Here is a 19,348-nt window from a genome sequence, read left to right as displayed (position 1 = left end):
ATTCGCACGCACGTCCGTGCCGCTCGCAGACCGGACCGGATGGCGGCGCGAATGCCGCCATCCGGTCCTTACACCGCGAGCTTGCCGTCGAGATAGAGCTGCAGCGTCGCCCGCGTGCCCTTTTCCCACAGGGTTTTGAGCGCATGGGCGAAACGCTTGCGGAAGAGCTCGGATTTTGCCACCTCACCGAAAATATCGTCGAAGGCGAGGAAGGCGGACGGCTCGTCCTTGGCCTTCAGCGCCGCCGCATGCAGGCGCTCGGCGCTGGCGTCGTTGAAGACGATATCCTTGCCGCTGTCGGTCTTGCCGGCGAAATAACGGCACCATAGCGCCGAGACCAGCGCCAGGCCGACGACATCCCTGTTCTGGCGGAGATTGTCGAGCGTCGACGGCAGGATGAATTTCGGCTGGCGGTTCGAACCGTCCTGGGCCAGGCGCGGAATGGTATCGGCTATCTTCGGATTGAGCAGGCGATGCTCGATCAGCGCAAAATAATCCGTCAGCGACGTGTTCGGCACCGGCGGCACGATCGGAATGATCTCGTCTTTCTCAAGCTTGGCGAGGAAGGCGCGAATCACAGGATCTTCCATGGCGTCATGCACGAAATGAATGTCCATCAGCGCCGCCGGATAGGCGATCGCCGCATGTCCGCCGTTGAGGATGCGGATCTTCATATGCTCATAGGGGGTGACATCGGGCACGAAGGTCACGCCCACCTTTTCCAGCGCCGGGCGGCCGGCGGTGAACTTGTCCTCGAGCACCCACTGCTTGAATTCCTCGCAATAGACCGGCCAATTGTCCTCGATCTCGAAATTGTCCCTGAGGAAATCGATCTCCCGCTGGCCGGTCGCCGGGGTGATGCGGTCGACCATCGCATTCGGAAAGGCGACGTTTTCCCGGATCCAGTCGGCAAAGGCGGGATCTGAAAGTGCCGCCGTGCCGACCACGGCATTGGCCGTAACGATGCCGTTATGGGGAATGTTGTCGCAGGACATGACGGTGAACGGACCGATGCCCTTTTTCCTGCGGGCCTTCAGGCCGGCGACGATCAGCCCGAACACCGTCTTCGGCGCGTCGGGACTGCTTCCGTCGGCGGCGATATCAGGATGGGCCGGATTGAATGTGCCCGATGCATCGATGAAGTAACCGCCCTCGGTGATCGTCAGCGAAACAATGCGGATCTCGGGATCGGCAAGCCTGGCGATGATTGCGGCGGGATCGCCGACCGGCAGGATGTCGATCATTGGCGCGGTGACGCGCGCCCCGGTCTTGTTATTGTCCTGCTCGACGATGGTTGTCAGGAAATCCTGGGCCGCAAGCTTCTCACGCATGGCGGCATCGGACGGCAGCACGCCGGCGCCGACGATCGCCCAGTCGTGATCCGTGCCCGCGTTGAAGAGATCGTCGAGATAGATCGCTTGGTGGGCGCGGTGGAAGTTGCCGACCCCGAAGTGCACGATGCCGGCTTTCAGCGACGCCCTGTCATATCGGGGAATGGCAGCAGTGCGCGCCGCGTCCGGAAGCGTTGCCAGCGATAGTTTGCACGTCATGTTCCAGTCCTCTTGAAGGTCTTGCCGAAACGGCCGGGCGCCATCGCCCAGCTCGCATGCCTCCCCCAGCCGGCCGCCTGCCTCAGATGGCAAGGCCGCCCTCGTTGAATTTGTGAATGCGCGAACGGTCCGGCGTCAGGTAGACCGTATCGCCGGCCTTGGCGGCAAAATCGCCGCTGCCGCGTGCCGTCACCATGCCGATGCCACCGGCATCTATATGCAGAAAAGTGTCGGAGCCGAGATGCTCGGCGACCACCACCCTGCCCTTCCAGTCACCGCTCTCCATCGACAACAGCATATGTTCGGGACGGATGCCGATCGTGTGGGCGCCGAGCTGGGCGGCGTTCTGGCCCCTGATGAAGTTCATCTTCGGCGAGCCGATAAAGCCGGCGACAAAAAGGTTGCGTGGCCGGCTGTAGAGTTCGAGCGGCGAGCCGACCTGCTCGATATTGCCCCGGTTCAAGACGACGATCTTGTCGGCCATGGTCATGGCCTCGACCTGGTCGTGGGTAACGTAGACCATCGTCGTCTTCAATTGCTGATGCAGTTCGCTAATTTCCAGGCGCATGTTGACGCGCAGTGCGGCGTCGAGGTTCGACAGCGGCTCGTCGAAGAGGAAGGCCGAAGGCTGGCGCACGATGGCGCGGCCGATCGCAACGCGCTGACGCTGGCCGCCGGAAAGCTGGCGCGGCTTGCGCTCCAGATAGTCGGTGAGATTGAGCACGCGGGCGGCATCGGTCACCTTGCGGTCGATCTCAGCCTTGTCGACGCCCGCCATCTTCAGCGGAAAGGCGATGTTGTTGCGCACGCTCATATGCGGATAGAGCGCGTAGGACTGGAACACCATGGCGAGGCCGCGTTCCGACGGCGCCTTTTCGGTGGCGTCCCTGCCGTCGATGACGATCTTGCCGCCGGAAACGTCCTCGAGACCGGCGATCAATCTCAGCAGCGTGGACTTGCCGCAGCCCGACGGGCCGACGAAGACGACGAATTCGCCATCCTTGATATCGAGATCGATCGAAGGGATGACCTTGGCTTCGCCGAAGACCTTGGAAACCTTCTGAAGGGTAATACTGCCCATGTTTGTCTCCCTTTTCTTATTTCACTGCGCCGAAGGTCAGGCCGCGGACGAGTTGCTTCTGGCTGAACCAGCCGAGGATCAGGATCGGCGCGATCGCCATGGTCGAGGCCGCCGAGAGTTTGGCGTAGAACAGGCCTTCGGGGCTGGAATAGGACGCGATGAAGGCCGTCAGCGGCGCCGCCTTCGAAGCGGTGAGGTTGAGCGTCCAGAACGCCTCGTTCCAGGCAAGGATGATGTTCAGGAGCAGCGTCGAAGCGATGCCGGGCACCGCCATCGGCGTCAGCACGTAGATGATCTCCTTCATCAGCGACGCTCCATCCATGCGCGCCGCTTCGAGGATCTCGCCGGGGATTTCCTTGAAGTAGGTGTAGAGCATCCAGACGATGATCGGCAGGTTGATCAGCGTCAGCACGATCACCAGCCCGGTGCGGGTGTCGAGCAGGCCGGAATTGCGGAACATCAGATAGATCGGGATCAGTGCGCCGACCGGCGGCATCATCTTCGTCGACAGCATCCACATCAGCACGTCCTTGGTCCGCTTGGTCGGCGAAAACGCCATCGCCCAGGCGGCCGGCATTGCGATGACCAGCCCGATCAGCGTCGAGCCGAAGGAAATGACCACCGAATTCATGAAGTGACTGAGATAGTTGGAACGGCTCTGCACTTCGGCATAGTTCTCCGCCGTCCAGTGGAAAAACAGGAACTGCGGCGGCGACGCGATGGCGTCAGCTTCCGATTTGAAGCTGGTCAGGAACGTCCACAGGATCGGGAAGAAGATCAGGATGCCGAGCGTCCAGGCAATCGCGGTGACGATGACCTTGTGCTGCGTTGTGACTTTTCTGGCCATCTCAAGCCTCCAGATTCTTGCCGACGAGGCGCACGAGGAAGATCGCGACGATATTGGCAAGCACGACCGCGACGATGCCGCCCGCCGAAGCGCCGCCGATATCGAATTGCAAGAGCGCCTGCGCATAGACGAGATAGGTGAGATTGGTGCTGTCGGTACCCGGCCCGCCATTGGTGGTGACGAGGATTTCGGCGAAGACCGAAAGCAGGAAGATCGTCTGGATCAGGATCACCACGGTGATGGCGCGGGCCATGTGCGGCAGGATGATATAGACGAATTTCGAGATCGCCCCGGCGCCGTCCATCTCGGCCGCCTCCTTCTGCTCCTCGTCGAGCGACTGCAGCGCGGTCAGCAGGATGAGGGTGGCAAAAGGCAGCCACTGCCAGGCGACGATGAGGATTACTGACACTAGCGGCGCAGTCGCCAGCCAGTCGATCGGCTGCAGGCCGAGCGCCTTCGCAAGATGCGCAAACAGGCCGTTGACCGGATTCATGAACATGTTCTTCCAGACGAGTGCTGCAACCGTCGGCATCACAAAGAACGGGGCGATGACAAGGATGCGCACGATGCCCTGGCCGTACATCGGCTGGTCGAGCAGCAGCGCAAAGGCGACGCCGCCGACGACGGTGACGACAAGAACGCCGGCGACAAGCAGCAACGTATTGAGCAGCGCGGCGATAAAGGCTGGATCGGAAAGGAAATATTCGTAGTTCAGCAGGCCGACAAAGCTCTCCATGCCGGGGCTGAGCAGATTGTAGTTCAAGAGCGAGAAATAGATCGTCATCGCGAGCGGAACGATCATCCACGCGAAAAGGAACAGCACGGAGGGCGCAATCATCAGGCGCGCCGCGGAGCGAGTATGTAATGTTGCCATGGCAATCACCGATCTGATCTGAAGCGGGGAGCGGCCGCAAGGCAGCTTTGTCGGGAAAAGAGGCCGCCGATGCGGTTCGGGCGATCGGCGGCCCAGAGGGGCGGATTGTCAAGGATCCGCTCCTTCTCAGGAGGTTTACTTAATGTAGCCGGCTTTGGTCATTTCGCGGGTTGCCAGCTGCTGCGCGCTCTTCAACGCCTGATCGACCGAAATCTGGCCGGCAAGGGCTGCCGAGAACTGCTGCCCCACCGCCGTGCCGATGCCCTGGAATTCCGGGATCGCCACGAACTGGACGCCGACATAGGGGACCGGCTTGACGGTCGGCTTGGTCGGATCAGCCGAGTTGATCGAGTCGAGCGTCATCTTGGCGAAGGGAGCGGCCTTCTGATACTCCGCATTCGCATAAAGCGAGGTGCGGGTGCCGGGAGGTGCGTTCAGCCAGCCTTCCTTCTCGGCGACGAGGTTGGTGTAGTCCTTGCTCGTTGCCCAGGCGACGAACTTCTCGGCGGCTTCGACCTTCTGCGAGCCTGCCGGAATGGCTAGGTTCCAGGCCCAGAGCCAGTTGCCGCGCTTGCCGAGGCCCTTGTCCGGAGCGAGCGCGAAGCCGACCTTGTCTGCGACGGTGGATTCCTTCGGGTTGCTGACGAAGGACGCAGCAACGGTCGCATCGATCCACATGCCGCACTTGCCGGTTTGGAACAGCGCCAGGTTTTCATTGAAGCCGTTGGAAGAGGCGCCCGGAGGGCCGGCTTCCTTCATCAGGTTGACGTAGAAGTTCAGCGTGTCCTTCCACTCGGGCTGATCGAACTGCGGCTTCCACTGTTCATCGAACCAGCGCGCACCGAAGGAGTTCGACATCGCCGTGAGGAAGGCCATGTTCTCGCCCCAGCCGGCTTTGCCGCGCAGGCAGATGCCGTAGATTTCCTTGTCCTTGTTGGTGATCTTCTTCGCAGCGTCTGCGATGAAGTCCCAGGTCGGCGCATCGGGCATCTTTAGGCCGGCGGCGTCAAACAGATCCTTGCGGTACATGACCATGGAGCTTTCGCCGTAGAACGGCGCGGCATAGAGCTTGCCGTCCATGCTGATGCCGCTGCGGATGGCCGGCAACAGGTCGTTGGCGTCGTAAGCGTCGCCGAGATTGTCGAGCGGCAGCAGCCAGCCCTGTTTTGCCCAGATCGGAACTTCATAGGTGCCGATCGTCAGAACGTCGTACTGGCCGCCCTTGGTCGCGATGTCGGTCGTGACCTTCTGGCGCAGCACGTTCTCTTCGAGGGTGACCCATTCGAGGTCGATGCCGGGATTCTTTGCCTTGAAATCATCCGTCAGCTTCTGCATCCGGATCATGTCGCCGTTGTTGACGGTCGCGATTGTCAGCGTTTCGGCCGAAGCCATGCCGGCAAACGCCAATGCCGAGCAGGCGCCCAGCAGGAAAGTTCTCAATGTCATATCTTCCTCCCAGAAGACGAGATGTGAGCATTCGCTTTGCTCATGAGCAATTACTCACAACACGACCGAAAATGTCAATCGGCAATCGTTGCTGCAATGCCGAACATCCTAGCTATCCAATTGATTCAGAAGAAGAATTTTTTGCTCAGTTCTTGAGCAAAAACTCGGCAGTCTCTTCGTCGGTGATCAATCCATTGATCTGATGGCCGACGACGGCAGCCTTGATCGCCTTGAATTTACGTTTGCCCTTAGCGAGCCCGATGACCATCGATGCCTCACGGGACGGGATCGGCGCGGACGCGACGCGCTCGTTGATCGGGTTGTCGAGCAGCCGGCCGTCGACATCGAAAATCCACCCGCATATTTCGCCGACCGCGCCCCCGCGCATCAGCTCCATCATCTCGTCCTTCTCGAGAAAACCGTCGACGCAGAGCGGCCCGTCGATGCCGAGTTCGCCGATGCCGACGAAGGTGACGTCGGCCTGTGCGCTCATGTCAAGCGTTGAACGTACAAGCTGCTGGCCGTGCAGCAGTTCCCGCTCCTCGGCTGAGGTGACGAGAACCGGCAGCGGCATCGGATAGTGCCGCGCCTTCACCGCATCCGCCATGCTGAAGATGACGTTGTAATAGGCGGCCGATCCGTCCGGCGCGATATTTCCGGTCAGCGAGACGATGCGGTGATTCGGACATTCGATGGCCGGAAGCTGGTCCACGGCCGCCTTCAGCGTACGGCCGGTGCCGACCGCAAGCACGATCGGCTCCGCCCGCTTCAGCCAGCGCTCGATCTCGGCCGCCGCCGCCTCGGCGATGCCGATGGTGGTCGACGAGGAGCCCGGATCGCTCGGCACCACCTCCACATGTTTCAGTCCAAATTTCCGCCGCAACTGACTGCCGAGTTCAAGACACGCGGCGATCGGATGATCGAGCCGCACCTTGATCAGACGTTCGGCGACCGCGAGCGACACCAGCCGCTGCGCCGACTGCCGCGAGATCCCCATCGAGGCGGCGATTTCGTCCTGCGTGCGCCCGGCGACGTAATAAAGCCAGCCGGCACGCGCCGCATCGTCGAGCCGTGCAGGGGTCTCGGATCTTTTTGCCATATGATGTCTACCACGCAAATTGAGCCGGCTTGCCGCCCGCCGGATATGATTTCGAGTCTGTACCGCACCAGATCAAAACAAAATTCCTGAGAATGTCGAGCCTGTTGACAAAAGCCTTGTCCGAATAACCGCTGCCAATCAGGCAAACCATTGCATCACCAGATAGACCCCCGCCTTTACGAGGCTGTAAATCACGCCGCCGGCAATGACGAGCGACACGGCGGTCATGATGAAGCCGATGAGCGCGAAGAGCCCGTCGCGGCCCATGATGCCGAAAGCGAAGACCGAGATCGTGATCGCCGGCAGGATATTGCCGAGCGGAACCGGCAGCACCAGCACGATCGACAGCAGCAAGCATGCAAGACCGGCGAAATTCTCTGCCGGCGGTTCGGCGAAGATGGCAAGCCTCGGCTTCAGCATGCGTTCGGCCCAGGCCAGCCAGCGATGGATGCGGACGACGATGCTCTCGAAATCCTCCCGCAGCACCGAACGGTCGGCGATCGCCCTGGGCAGCCAGGGTTTTAACCCGAAGGTCAGCTGCGCCGCCAGAAAGACCAAAGGCGCACCGAGCAGGGCGGAGGTGCCGGGCGGAGTGGGAAACGCGTTCGGCAGCGCGAAGATCAGCATCAGCGCGCTGATCGCCCTGTCGCCCATCGTCTGGAACAGATCACCGATCGAAATCCGCTCCCGGCTGCGGTCGGCGGCCAACTGCCGCAGGATGGATGAGAGGCGGCGGCCTTTGGGTCGTGGCGGACGTGGTCTTCGGCGTTTGCTGGAATCGGCGTTTTCGATTGTCATGATACCGGTGGATGATGGAAGTGCGGGATTCGATTTTGACCGCGCAATATGCCAATTGAATGACTTATAGGGTCAGAATTACGGCACAACCCTGAAGCCGAGAAGGGAATGAAGTCTTGTAATTCCCCGCCAACAGTGCGAGCAGACGGGCCAGACCAGGAAAGCGGCAGAGTGGCAATGATCATTTCGTTCGACATCGGCGGCTCCGCCATCAAGGGCGGCATCGCCCGCTCCGAGACAGACATCGTGCCGCTCGGCCGGCGCCCGACGCCGAAGGAAGATTTCGCCGCTTTCGTCGACACCCTGCGCGCCATCATCGCCGAAACCGGCGAAGCGCCGAGCCTCATCGCGCTGTCCATTGCCGGCGTCGTCGATCCCGATACGCAGCGGCTGATCTGCGCCAACATTCCCTGCATCCATGGCCGCGCACTGGCGGCCGATCTCGAAGCCGAACTCGGCCTGCCGGCGCTGATCGCCAACGACGCCGATTGCTTCGCCATCGCCGAAGCCGGCCTCGGCGCCGGTCGCGGCCACCGCATCGTCTTCGGCGCCATCCTTGGCACCGGCGTCGGCGGCGGACTGGTCGCCGACGGGCGCCTCGTTAACGAAGCCGGCGGCTTTGCCGGCGAATGGGGTCATGGCCCGATCATCGCGTCTGCAGCCGGCAATCCGCCAGCCGTCATTCCTGTCTATGCCTGCGGCTGCGGCCAGAAAGGCTGCGTCGATACCGTCGGCGGCGCCCGCGGCCTGGAGCGCCTGCACAAGACGCTGCACAATCTCGATCTTTCGAGCGAAGAGATCATCGGTCAATGGCAGCAAGGCGAGGAGAAGGCGACACGCACCATCGACGTCTATGTCGATCTCGTCGCCTCGCCCTTGGCGCTGACGATCAACATCACCGGCGCGACCATCGTGCCGGTCGGCGGCGGCCTGTCCAATGTCGAACCCTTGCTTGCAGAACTCGACCACGCCGTGCGTGCCCGCATCCTGCGCAAGTTCGACCGCCCGCTGGTGGTGCGCAGCCAATGCCGCATCGAACCCGGCCTGATCGGCGCCGCGCTGCTGGGGCTGAAAGCCGAAGCAGCCGCGCTTTAAAGCACCGGCCACATCCGCACGATTGCTGCGAACCGATCCCAGTCCTTGCGTGTCAACGGCGTCCACGCCGCTTCGGCGATTGCCGGAAGGCGGGGGAAGACCAGCCGGTTGAAATGGGCGCGTGAGGCGATGTTGCCGCTCCAGATGCAGGCCTGGACGCCGCGCATCTTTTCCCTCAGCGCCTCCGGCAGCTCAGCCTCATAAGCATAGGTGCGCTCCGGCGGCGTAAAACCCGCCGAGCTTGCGCCGGGCTCGGCCCAGGCTTCGGCCTGCGCCATGTCGAGATAATAGGCCTTTCCTGGTGTCATCACCACGTCGTAGCCGTCCTCAGCCAGTTCGGGGCCCGTTTCAGGCTTTTCCCAAGCCATCAACAGCGTGCCGTCGCGGTCGACGCCGCCACCGTGCGCCGCCTCGTTCCAGCCGGCGAGCTTCTTGCCGCGCTCCGACAACATGGCCTTGATGCGCCTCAGGAAATAGGATTGCAGCTCGGCGGTGCCAGCAAGTCTCTCCCGCTTCATCAGTGTCCTGCAGAGCGGCGAAGAAAGCCAGGCCTCCTCTGCCACCTCGTCGCCGCCGACATGGACATACTCGCCGGGAAACAGCGCCGCCATCTCGTCGAACACCTTGCCGAGGAATTCATAGGTGAATTCGACCGCCGGGTTGAGGGCGTTGTTGGCATAGCCCTGCGGCGAGCGATAGCTGTCCGCCGGCTCCTGCCGGTCGACAAGATCGGCCAGCGCCGAGAGCGCTGCGGTGCTGTGGCCGGGAATATCGATTTCCGGCACCACCTCGACATGCAGCGAGGCGGCATGCGCAACGATGCGCCTGACGTCCTCCTGCCTGTAGTGGCTGATGCGCGCTTGCGCACCGTCGTTGAAGTCAGACATGGGCCTTTCATCCGTCCCGCCTCCTGCGCTGATTTCCGTCAGTTCGGGATAGGCCTTGATCTCCAGCCGCCAGGCCTCGTCGTCGGTCAGGTGCCAGTGGAAGATATTGAACTTGTTCCAGGCGAGGATATCGATCAGCCGCATGACATCAGCCACGGGATAGAACTGCCCCGCCACGTCCAGATGGCAGCCGCGCCAGCCATGACGCGGCTGATCGGCGATCGTGCCGAAATTCGGGAATTTGAAGACATCGCGATCGGTGCGGGCGCCGTGCAGCAGTTGCGCCAGGCTGATCAGCCCATAGTGCCGCCCCGCTGCATCCGCACTCGAAAGCACGATCTCCCGCGCGCTGAAACGCAGTTCGTAAGCAAAGGCGGCGATCGACGATTCGGTGACGAACCGAATGGCCCGCCCGCCCTTGACGGCAGCAAGCGAGAACGGCGCCGCCTCGGCAGGATAGAGCCGCTGGTAAAGCGCAAGAAGCAGAGAGAGCGCCTTGATCGCCTCCGGCCGGGTCCTTTCGGCAGGATAGAGGACGGAGGGCAGGTCTCCCGCCCTCAGCCCGACCGACAGCGGCCAAGGCAGCAGCGCAAAGGGCTCCTCAACCCGGCCCGGCGGCAGCAGCGGCGGCGTCAGACCGCCGTCCCCACCTTCGAGTAAGAGATCGCCGAAGCCGACCGCAACGCGGCGGCCGTCGCCGAGCGTCAGACAGGCCGATTTGATGCCGTCCGTCCGATGTTTCGGTTCGTCGGCCAGCCCCTCGACGGTGAACCGCCAGCGCCCGCCCGGGGGAATGCTCAGCCCCTCGGGCGGCAGGAATTCATGGAAATCCGCGACTTGCCGCGTCAGGCTGGCACCGTCGCAGACGTGGGTGTCGGCAATCCGCGTCGCTGACCGATAGGTAAGCGAGAAGCCGGAGAGCGGCTCGGACGAAAGGTTGAAAAGTGTCAGGGTCAGGCGTCCGGGACCCGCTTCGACCGGGCTCCAGCTCGCTTCCAGATGGTAATCGGCCATGGTCGTGCCTCCCTCCGCGAATTGATCCGCGGTTATGCATGGCCGCGATCGCGGCGGATCTCTGGGCATGCATTCGCAAGCTTAGCTTTTTCGAGACGGCAATGGAATCGGCCGTCCGAGTTCACGGCGGAGCGGCCTGCGCGGGTTACAGGAATTACAGCGCATTAGCGGGTGGGCGGTCCGCGTGTGCGTGAACCGCCCGAATCTCGCTTGGAAAAGGATAACGGCCCCGCAAAGGAAAACGGCGCGGCTTTCGCCGCGCCGTCCTCACTCAGCTGCCAACGCCGGCGGATGTCTGTCATCCGCCTCTTCCTGGATGGCGTCGGCATCTCGGCCTGACGCGTCCTTCGTCTTCGGCTCACGGCCGAAGAAAAGCGCGTAGCCGGCAGGCAGAACCAGGATGGTGAGCACTGTCGCAACCAGGATGCCGCCCATCATCGCGTAGGCGAGCGGACCCCAGAAGACGCCGCGCGAGATCGGGATCAGCGCCAGCACCGCGGTCAGCGCCGTCAGCATGATCGGCCGGAAACGCCGCACGGCGGCACCGACGATCGCCTCCTGCCGGTGCATGCCGGCCTTGATATCCTGGTCGATCTGATCGACCAGGATGATCGAGTTGCGCATGATGATGCCGAGCAGCGCGATGACGCCGAGGATCGCCACGAAGCCGAAAGGCGCGCCGCTGATCAGCAAGGCGGCCGCCGCACCAATGATACCGAGCGGGCCGGTGGCGAGCACGAGCATCGCCTTGCCGAAATGCTGCAACTGTATCATCAGCAGCACGACGATGACGGCCAGCATGATCGGCGCCTTGGCGGCGATCGACATCTGGCTTTCCGCCGCATCCTCGGCGCCGCCCTGAATCTCGACCTTGTAGCCGGCCGGCAGACTGTCGCGCAGGTCCTTCATGTCGGCATACATCTTCATCACCACGTCATTCGGCTGCACGCCATCGGGCAGCGTCGCACGGATGGTGATGGTCGGCAGCCTGTTGCGACGCCATTCGATACCCTGCTCCATGACGGGCACGACCTTGGCGACCTGCGAGACCGGCACAAAGCCGCCGAAATCGGTCGGCACATAGACGGAATTGACTGCCGACAGCAGCGAGCGGCTGGAATCCGGCTCGCGGGCGACGATCGAAACCGTCTCCTCGCCGTCACGGAAATCGTCGAGCGGCGCCCCGGACATGGCGGTCTGCAGCATCTGCCGCACCCGCTGCGAGGTGACGCCGAGTGCCCGGGCGCGGTCCTGGTCGATCACCAGCTTCATCGCCGGCACCTGTTCCAGCCAGTCGTCGTGGATGGCGCCGAGCATCGGATTGGCCTCAAACCGCGCCTTCACCTGGTCGGCGATCGCTCGCACCTCCTGGCGGTCCGGTCCCATGACGCGCATCTGCACCGGCCAGCCGGTCGGGGGCCCGAGGAAGAGGCGGTCGACCTTGCCGCGGATCGACGGGAAGTCTTCGGCAAGGGTCGTGCGCAGCTTGACTATCAGCCGTTCGCGTGCCGGTTCGTCATTGGCCATGACGAGGAGCTGAGCGAAGTTCGGGTTGCGCAGTTGCTGGTCGAGCGGCAGGAAGAAGCGCGGGGCGCCTTCGCCGATATAGGTGGCGATGAACCGCTTGTCGGGATCATCCATCATCTTGGCTTCGAGCGCCTTGGCCTGGACTTCGACTTCCTTGATGCTGGTGCCCTCGGGCAGCCAGAGATCGACGAGGATTTCCGGCCGCGACGATTGCGGGAAGAAATTCTGCGGAATGAACTGGAAGGCCCAGAGGCTGGTGACGAAAGTGCCGAGCGTCAAGAGCAGCACGATGACCCGATGGCGGACCGCCCAGCCGACGGTGCCGCGCAGCCGGCGATAGAAGCTCGTGTCGAAGGCGTCGTGGTGCTCGCCGGCATGATGGCGCTGCTTGAGGATCATGTAGCCGAGCCACGGCGTAAAGTAGACGGCGACGAACCACGAGGTCACCAGCGCGATGCCGACGACATAAAACAGCGAACGAACATATTCGCCGGCCGTCGATGCGGCAAAGCCGACCGGAATGAAGCCGGCCGTGGTGATCAGCGTGCCGGTCAGCATCGGGAAGGCGGTCGAGGAATAAGCAAAACTTGCCGCTTCGATCTTGACCAGCCCCTCCTCCAGCTTTCGCTCCATCATCTCGACGACGATCATCGCATCGTCGACGAGCAGGCCGAGCGCGATGATCAGCGCGCCGAGCGAGATGCGCTGCAGGTCGATGCCGAGTTCGTACATCAGCGCAAAGGTGGCAGCGAGCACCAGCGGAATGGCGATGGCGATGACGAGGCCCGAGCGCCAGCCGATCGACAGGAACGAGACGACAAGCACGATGACTAGGGCTTCGCCGAGCGCATGCATGAATTCGCTGATCGCCTCCGTCACCACGTCGGGCTGGTTGGCGATCTGATCGACGGCGACGCCGTAAGGCAGCGAGTCCTCGAAGCGCTGATAGGTCGCCTCCACGCCCTTGCCGACATCGGTGACATTGAAGCCCTTGGCCATGACGACGCCGACCTGGACGCTTTCATGGCCGTTGAAGCGGTACTTGCGCTGATAAGGATCCTCGAGGCCGGAACTGACGGTGGCGATATCGCCGAGGCGCGTCACCTGGCCGCCGGCGCGAAGGCGAAGCTCGCGGATATCGGCCGCCTTCTTGACGTCGCCTTCGACGGAGATGCGCACCGAGCGCAGGCCGGTGTCGACGGAGCCGGCCGGATCGACATTGTTCTGGCCCTTGACGGCGTTCTGCAGGTCGAGGATCGTCAGGCCGCGCTCGGCGAGCGCCTTGGATGAGACGTCGATATAGATTTTCTCCGGCTGGTCGCCGATGATGACCGCCTTCTCGACGCCCGGCGTCGTCAGCAGCATGTCACGCGCCTGGATCGCGAATTTCTTCAGTTCCGGATAGGAATAGCCGTCGCCGCGGATCGAGTGCAGCGTGATGAAGGTATCGCCGAACTCGTCGTTGAAATAGGGGCCGAGCAGTCCCTGCGGCAGCTCGCTGGAGATATCGCCGACCTTCTTGCGCACCTGGTAGAAGGCATCGGCCACGTCTTTCGAATTCGTGTCGCCCTTGACCTGCAGGGTGATAATCGCGCTGCCCGCCCGTGTATATGACTTGACCCAGTCGATATGCGGCGTTTCCTGCAGCTTGCGCTCGATCTTGTTGACGACCTGGTCTTCCATCTCCTGGATGGAAGCGCCCGGCCAGATCGCCTGCACGACCATGACGCGGAAGGTGAATTCCGGATCCTCGCGCTGGCCCATGCGCATCAGGCCGAGCACACCGGTGATGATGATCAGGCCGAAGAGGAAGCGGGCGATGCTCGGATGGCCGATCGCCCAGCGCGACAGATTGAAGGGCCGCTTTTCAGTGGTGGTGGCATCCATGATCTTCTTCCCTTTGCGACGCGATCAGCGGACCGTCTGGTCCGTGGAGGCCAGGGCCGATTGCTGGTCCGGCACCTTCACCTTCAGATTTTCGCTCATGAATTGCGTGCCAGCGGCAACGACGAGATCGCCGGTATCGAGGCCCTCGGTCACATGCACACCGTCGCCGGTGAAATCGGCGACCTGGATGTCGCGGCCATGCACGGTCGCCGTGTCGCGGTCGACGGTCCAGACCATTTGCTTGCCGTCCTTTTCAGCGAGCGCGCTGAGCGGAATCGAGACGTAGCTGTTGCCGTTGCTGATATCGGCCTCGATCGTCGCCGTCATGCCGAGAAGCACGCGCGGATCGTTCGGCAGGCTCACCCGAACCGCAAAGGTGCGCGACTGCTGGTCGGCGCTGCCGGAAACCTCGCGCACCTTGCCGTCGAGCACCAGCCTGTCGTCGGCCCAGAAGCTTGCCTTGACCGTCTTGCCGGGCTTGAATTCGGCGATGTCGTTTTCCGGGACAGCGATCTGCACTTCCTTCTCGCCGTCCACGGCAACGGTGACGACGGGGGTGCCGGATCCGACCACCTGGCCGATATCGGCATTGATCGATGTGACGATGCCGCTCTGGCCGGCCTTGAGATCGGTGTAGCTCACCTGGTTCTTCGCCTGATCGAGCGCCGAGAGCGCGGCATCGCGCTGCGAGATCGCCTGGTCATGGCTGAGGGCGGCCTGTTCGAGCTGCGACTTCGGGGCGACGCTTTTGTCGAACAGCTGCTCGGCGCGTTTGTTGGCCAGATCGGCGGTTTCAACGCCCCTTTCGGCCGCGGCGAGATTGGCTTCCGCCGTCTTGACCGCCAGCTGGTAATCGGTGGCATCGATGCGAGCGAGAACGTCGCCCGGCGTCACCCGATCGCCGATATCGACGAGGCGTTCGGTGATCTTGCCGGCGACCCGAAAGCCGAGGTTCATCTCCGTGCGCGCCTTGACCGAGCCGGAATAATCGAGCTTGCGGGTGTCGCCGGCCCTGGCGATCTCGACGACCTTCACCGGCCGGATGACCTCTTTCACCTCAGCCTTTTCCTCCGAGCAGGCGGAAAGGCCGATGCCGACGGCGCTGACGAGCACGAGGCTGGCGACGGACGGCACGCGGTGGCTGAGGGTCTTGAGCGAAAACATCTTCCGCACTCCTGGATCGTTTCGGGGGATTCGGCGGCGGCTGCCGCCCGTTATTTCTTCAGCGCCCTGATCACATAATCGATCAGTTCGTCGACGCTCGCGCGGTTGGTTTTGGAAAGACATTGCGCCACCATCTGCGGGTGGCAGAGATTGATCGTCGCCGCGCCGAAGCAGCGCGAGGCAACGACCGGGTCCTGCTCGGCAAACTCGCCGGCCGCGATCCCTTCGGCGATGATTTCGGCAATGAGATCATGGACGCGGTCGATATGCTTCTCGATGACATGCCAGTCGCGCTCGATCGCGACGATGATCATCTCATGCACCTTCATCTCGTCGAGCATCAGATCGAGCGTCAACTGATGTTGCGTCTCGACATAGCGGCGCAGCCGCTCGCTGGCGCTGATCGGCTGATGCCGGATGTCGTAGGCAATTTGATAGGCCGTGGCGAGCATGCGGCCGCAGAGCGCCTGGTGGATTTCCACCTTGGAAGCGAAGAACCGATAGATATTGGCCGGCGACATGCCGAGATCGCGGGCAATGTCGGCCACCGTCGTCTTGCTGTAGCCATAGTGGCGAAACAGCCGCTCGGCCGCATCGAGAATGCGGGTGACATTCTCCTGCCGGGTGACGTCGAGCGTATTTTCCGCGATATCGTTCATGGTTTTCGGAGTCCGAATTACGACTGACGATTTTCGAATTTCGTCAGTCGTAAAATATCAGCCGGCATTTGTCAATATACCGGCACGGGAATGCGGCGTGAGGGCTAACTGCCATCGAGCAGCGCGGCGAATATCGGGAGTTCTTGGAAAGACGTGAGAAAATGGAAAGTGCCGCGACGGAGAGGCGCGGCACATCGTCGGCGGCAGCAGCAATCAGGCGAGCTTGACGTCGAGCGTGATCGGAACGGCGGCGAGCGCCTTGGAAATCGGGCAGCCGGCCTTCGCCTTATTGGCGAGTTCGGTAAAGGTCGCCTCATCGGCGCCGGGGATGCGGCCGGAGAGCGAAAGATGGATGGCGGTGACGGCAAAGCCGCCCTCGACGCTTTCGAGCGTCACCTTGGCAGAGGTTTCCATATGCTCGGCGGTGAAACCGGCTTCACCGAGGATCAAGGACAGCGCCATGGTGAAGCAGCCGGCATGGGCAGCACCGATCAGCTCTTCCGGGTTGGTGCCGGGAATGCCCTCGAAGCGGCTGGCAAAGCCGTAAGGGTAGTCCGTCAGGGCGCCGCTCTGCGTCGAGATCAGGCCTTTGCCGTCTTTGAGGCCACCGGTCCAATGAGCCGAAGCCGTGCGATTGATCTGCATGCCGTCCTCCTGTTTCGATTGTGTTTTCGAGCAAGCGGCAGGGTGCCGCTCCATGCCTGCGGGAGATCAGATAGTCTTCCCGATGGCAATATAATGCTCTATCGCCAGAAGACGACAGGCCCGTAAAAATCAGCCGGCTTGAAGCCCTTTCACGCGGAATGCTGCAGCACGCTGAGGCCGCCGTCGATCGTCAGGCAGGTGGCGTTCATGAACGGGCACTCGTCGGAGATCATGAACACCGCCGCCATCGCAATCTCCTCCGGTGTTGCGATCCGCCCGCCGGGATGCAGCTTCATCGTCGCGGCCTTTGCCGCTTCCGGATCGGGAAAGCTGTTCCAGTAATCGATCACTTTCTGCGTCGATACATAGCCCGGCGCCAGCGCGTTGACCCGGATATTGCGGGCCGCATATTCGAGACCGAGCGATTTCGTCATGCCCAGCAATGCATGCTTTGCCAGCGGATAGGGAAACGTGTGCGGGATGACGGTAAAGGCATGCGTCGAGGCAATGTTGAGAATGACGCCGCCGCCCTGTTCGATCAGACCCGGCAGCACCGCCTTGCAGCAATTCCATGCACCCTTGAGGTTGATGTCGAAACAACGGTTCCATTCGTCGTCCGTCGTCGCGAGCGGCTCGGCAAAGACGTTGACCCCTGCATTGTTGACCAGCGCGTTCAGCGGACCGATCTCCTCATTCGCCTCGGCAACCACCCGCGCGATCGTTCCGGCATCGGTTATATCGGCTGGCAGATAACCGACGCGGGCGCCGGTGCTTGCGAGATCCGCCGCTGCCCGAGCCAGCAGCGCCGCATCGCGATCAACGAGATAGACGGCCGCATATTCGCTGATGAACGCCTTCGCGATTGCAAGGCCGATACCTTGCGCAGCGCCCGTTATCAGGATGTTCTTGCCCTGTAGGCGGTTGCTCATCATCTTCCCTCCGGTTGAACCGGCAGCGGCGACAGTTCGATCGTGACCTTGCCGGAAAGAACCTCACCCGGCGAAAGCGGTATGAGGCCTCCGAGTTCAGGCAGGTGATGGCCGTTCGGCAGATGGCTCATCGGCTCGAGGCAGAAGAAATCCGTGCGGTCGATCCGCATATAAAGCATGAATCGGCCGAGCGCGGCATCGGCTTCCAGCGCCGCCTGAATTGAAAGCTCCGGCCAGGCGATGGCTGCCCGCCCGTCCCATCCCTCGAAGGCATTGTTCATCCAGAGCCGCGGCAGCGGCTTGCCGGACCTGAAATCGAAATCATCAGGGACCGGGCCGGGTTCTCCGGGGAGGTGGTCGTGCCGCTCGTTCCAGAACCGCTCGGCGGCAATCGTCAATCGCGTTTCCGGCGTCCTGACGAAAAAAGGATGCTGACCGAGTCCGAAGGGGAGATCCGTCTCACAGCGGTTCTCAACGGAGAGCGCCACCGCCAGTCGATTGCCGGCAAGACGGATCTCCTGGCGGGCAAGATAGGCGTAGGGCGAAATGCCATCGGCATTTCGCGAAAAGCTGAGCTGCACATGCTCGGGGCTCGATTCCTCTAGCTGCCAAAGGCTGATCCAGCCATCGCCGTGCAGGTAGAGAGGATCGTGACAATTTCGCTGGAAGGCATAGTCGCGTCCGCCGAAGGACATGGCATTGCCTTCGACCCGATTGCCGAACGGCACCATAGGAAAATTCGCGAAATTTCCGCCTGGGCCGCCGGCTGGAAGGAGAAAGGGCCTGCCCCGAAACGTTGCGGCGGTGACGGCAGCGCCCCGGCGGCTGACCTTGACCGAGAGATCGCCGTGGCTCAGCTCGATTTCATCTCCACCATGTCCGTTGTTCATCCACGTCGTCCCGCGGCCGAAGATCTCAAATTGTCGAGCAGCACCGCGATCAGCAGGATCAGCCCGCGCACGACATACTGATAGAATGCCTGGATATTGAGGAGATTCATAACGTTTTCGGCAATGCCCATAATCAGCACGCCGACGATGACGCCGCTCATCGCCGCCCGGCCGCCGGCCAGCGAAACCCCGCCAAGAACGCAGGCGGAAATGACCGACAGCTCGAGCCCGGTGGCCGCATTCGGCTGGCCGGAGGTGATGCGCGAGGCAAGCAGGATGCCGGCAATGCCGCAGACGAGGCCCTGCAGCGCAAAGATCCAGATGCGCGTATTGACGACATTGACCCCGGCAAGCCGCGAGGCCTCGGGATTGCCGCCTATCGCCAGCGTATTCTTGCCGAAGACGGTGCGATTGAGCACGAAGCCGAAGACGACGAAAAGGATCAGCATAATCCAGATCGGCGTCGGCACGGTGACAAAGCGCGACAGGGCGAGTTGATAGAAGGCCGGATCGTTGATGCCGACGGCGCGGCCATCCGAGGCGATCAGCGCCAGCCCGCGCACGATCTGCATCGTCGCAAGTGTGGTGATCAGCGCATTGATGCGAAAGCGGGCAATGACGATGCCGTTGACGAAGCCAACGACGGCGCCACACAGCAGGGCGGCCAGCAGACCGACCGGAATCGAGCCGGTCGCATTCGAGACCATCACGGCAATCATGCCGGAGAAGGCGACGATCGAGCCGACCGAAAGATCGAAATCGCGCGATGCCAGGCAGAACATCATCGTGCAGGCGACGATGCCGATGGTAACGACCGACTGCAAGAGCCCCAGCATGTTTCGCTCGGTCAGGAAGTTCGGGACGAAGAGTGAGACGACCACGAAGGCGACAGCGAAGATCACCACCAGCCCCTGTTCGCCGAGAAGGGTTTTTTTCAACGCATTCATTGTCCGTAT

General features: G+C 62.3%; 16 protein-coding genes. 1 reads left to right on the top strand and 15 read right to left on the bottom strand.

Translation table 11 applies throughout. The annotated features are described in order from the left end of the window. Window positions 1–68: 68 nt before the first annotated feature. The 7 genes from PYR71_RS17460 to PYR71_RS17430 form a co-directional block, all read right to left on the bottom strand. Complete coding sequence (locus PYR71_RS17460; RefSeq protein WP_183917752.1) at window positions 69–1,550, bottom strand: mannitol dehydrogenase family protein; 1,482 nt, start codon at window positions 1,548–1,550, stop codon at window positions 69–71. A gap of 82 nt (window positions 1,551–1,632) precedes the next feature. After that, window positions 1,633–2,631 (bottom strand): ABC transporter ATP-binding protein, encoded by a 999-nt coding sequence (locus PYR71_RS17455; RefSeq protein ID WP_275620238.1) that lies wholly within the window; start codon window positions 2,629–2,631, stop codon window positions 1,633–1,635. Between the two features lie 16 nt (window positions 2,632–2,647). After that, complete coding sequence (locus tag PYR71_RS17450) at window positions 2,648–3,478, bottom strand: carbohydrate ABC transporter permease (protein WP_275620237.1); 831 nt, start codon at window positions 3,476–3,478, stop codon at window positions 2,648–2,650. Window position 3,479: 1 nt separating this feature from the next. Continuing rightward, entirely contained in the window at window positions 3,480–4,352 is an 873-nt protein-coding gene (locus PYR71_RS17445; protein WP_183917746.1) for a carbohydrate ABC transporter permease, read from the bottom strand. 135 nt (window positions 4,353–4,487) lie between these two features. Next, window positions 4,488–5,798, bottom strand: coding sequence for an ABC transporter substrate-binding protein (locus PYR71_RS17440; RefSeq protein WP_275620236.1), 1,311 nt, complete (start codon window positions 5,796–5,798; stop codon window positions 4,488–4,490). A gap of 145 nt (window positions 5,799–5,943) precedes the next feature. Continuing rightward, window positions 5,944–6,897 carry a sugar-binding transcriptional regulator gene (locus PYR71_RS17435; RefSeq protein ID WP_064683127.1) on the bottom strand — a complete coding sequence of 318 codons (954 nt, stop codon included), beginning with the start codon at window positions 6,895–6,897 and terminating at the stop codon, window positions 5,944–5,946. Window positions 6,898–7,035: 138 nt separating this feature from the next. Beyond that, window positions 7,036–7,614 carry an exopolysaccharide biosynthesis protein gene (locus tag PYR71_RS17430; RefSeq protein ID WP_275620417.1) on the bottom strand — a complete coding sequence of 193 codons (579 nt, stop codon included), beginning with the start codon at window positions 7,612–7,614 and terminating at the stop codon, window positions 7,036–7,038. A 258-nt stretch (window positions 7,615–7,872) separates the two neighbouring features. Between PYR71_RS17430 and PYR71_RS17425 the strand changes: the two genes are divergently transcribed. Continuing rightward, window positions 7,873–8,790, top strand: a complete 918-nt coding sequence (locus tag PYR71_RS17425; protein WP_183918204.1) for an ROK family protein — start codon at window positions 7,873–7,875, stop codon at window positions 8,788–8,790. Here PYR71_RS17425 and PYR71_RS17420 read toward each other — a convergent pair. The 8 genes from PYR71_RS17420 to araH form a co-directional block, all read right to left on the bottom strand. Continuing rightward, window positions 8,787–10,691: a beta-N-acetylhexosaminidase gene (locus PYR71_RS17420; protein WP_275620235.1), complete on the bottom strand. Its 1,905-nt coding sequence runs from the start codon at window positions 10,689–10,691 to the stop codon at window positions 8,787–8,789. The genes PYR71_RS17425 and PYR71_RS17420 overlap by 4 nt on opposite strands. Window positions 10,692–10,958: 267 nt before the next feature. Beyond that, entirely contained in the window at window positions 10,959–14,105 is a 3,147-nt protein-coding gene (locus PYR71_RS17415; RefSeq protein WP_275620234.1) for an efflux RND transporter permease subunit, read from the bottom strand. Between the two features lie 24 nt (window positions 14,106–14,129). Continuing rightward, window positions 14,130–15,269: an efflux RND transporter periplasmic adaptor subunit gene (locus tag PYR71_RS17410; protein WP_275620233.1), complete on the bottom strand. Its 1,140-nt coding sequence runs from the start codon at window positions 15,267–15,269 to the stop codon at window positions 14,130–14,132. A gap of 50 nt (window positions 15,270–15,319) precedes the next feature. Continuing rightward, window positions 15,320–15,928 (bottom strand): TetR/AcrR family transcriptional regulator, encoded by a 609-nt coding sequence (locus PYR71_RS17405; RefSeq protein ID WP_183917734.1) that lies wholly within the window; start codon window positions 15,926–15,928, stop codon window positions 15,320–15,322. Between the two features lie 213 nt (window positions 15,929–16,141). Next, the gene (locus PYR71_RS17400) at window positions 16,142–16,573 is read right to left on the bottom strand and encodes an OsmC family protein (protein ID WP_010028352.1); all 432 of its coding nucleotides are present in this window, start codon (window positions 16,571–16,573) and stop codon (window positions 16,142–16,144) included. A 149-nt stretch (window positions 16,574–16,722) separates the two neighbouring features. Further along, window positions 16,723–17,502, bottom strand: a complete 780-nt coding sequence (locus PYR71_RS17395) for an SDR family oxidoreductase (RefSeq protein ID WP_275620416.1) — start codon at window positions 17,500–17,502, stop codon at window positions 16,723–16,725. Then, window positions 17,502–18,392 (bottom strand): aldose 1-epimerase, encoded by an 891-nt coding sequence (locus tag PYR71_RS17390; protein WP_275620232.1) that lies wholly within the window; start codon window positions 18,390–18,392, stop codon window positions 17,502–17,504. Before PYR71_RS17390 ends, PYR71_RS17395 begins: the two co-directional genes overlap by 1 nt. Continuing rightward, window positions 18,389–19,339 carry an L-arabinose ABC transporter permease AraH gene (gene araH, locus PYR71_RS17385; RefSeq protein WP_275620231.1) on the bottom strand — a complete coding sequence of 317 codons (951 nt, stop codon included), beginning with the start codon at window positions 19,337–19,339 and terminating at the stop codon, window positions 18,389–18,391. Before araH ends, PYR71_RS17390 begins: the two co-directional genes overlap by 4 nt. Between the last annotated feature and the right edge of the window lie 9 nt (window positions 19,340–19,348).

Origin of the sequence: Rhizobium mulingense, assembly GCF_029194105.1 — a bacterium.
In the GTDB taxonomy this organism is placed as follows: domain Bacteria; phylum Pseudomonadota; class Alphaproteobacteria; order Rhizobiales; family Rhizobiaceae; genus Rhizobium; species Rhizobium mulingense.
Note: the sequence above shows the minus strand (reverse complement) of the source record. Positions and strands in the feature narration are given on the sequence as shown.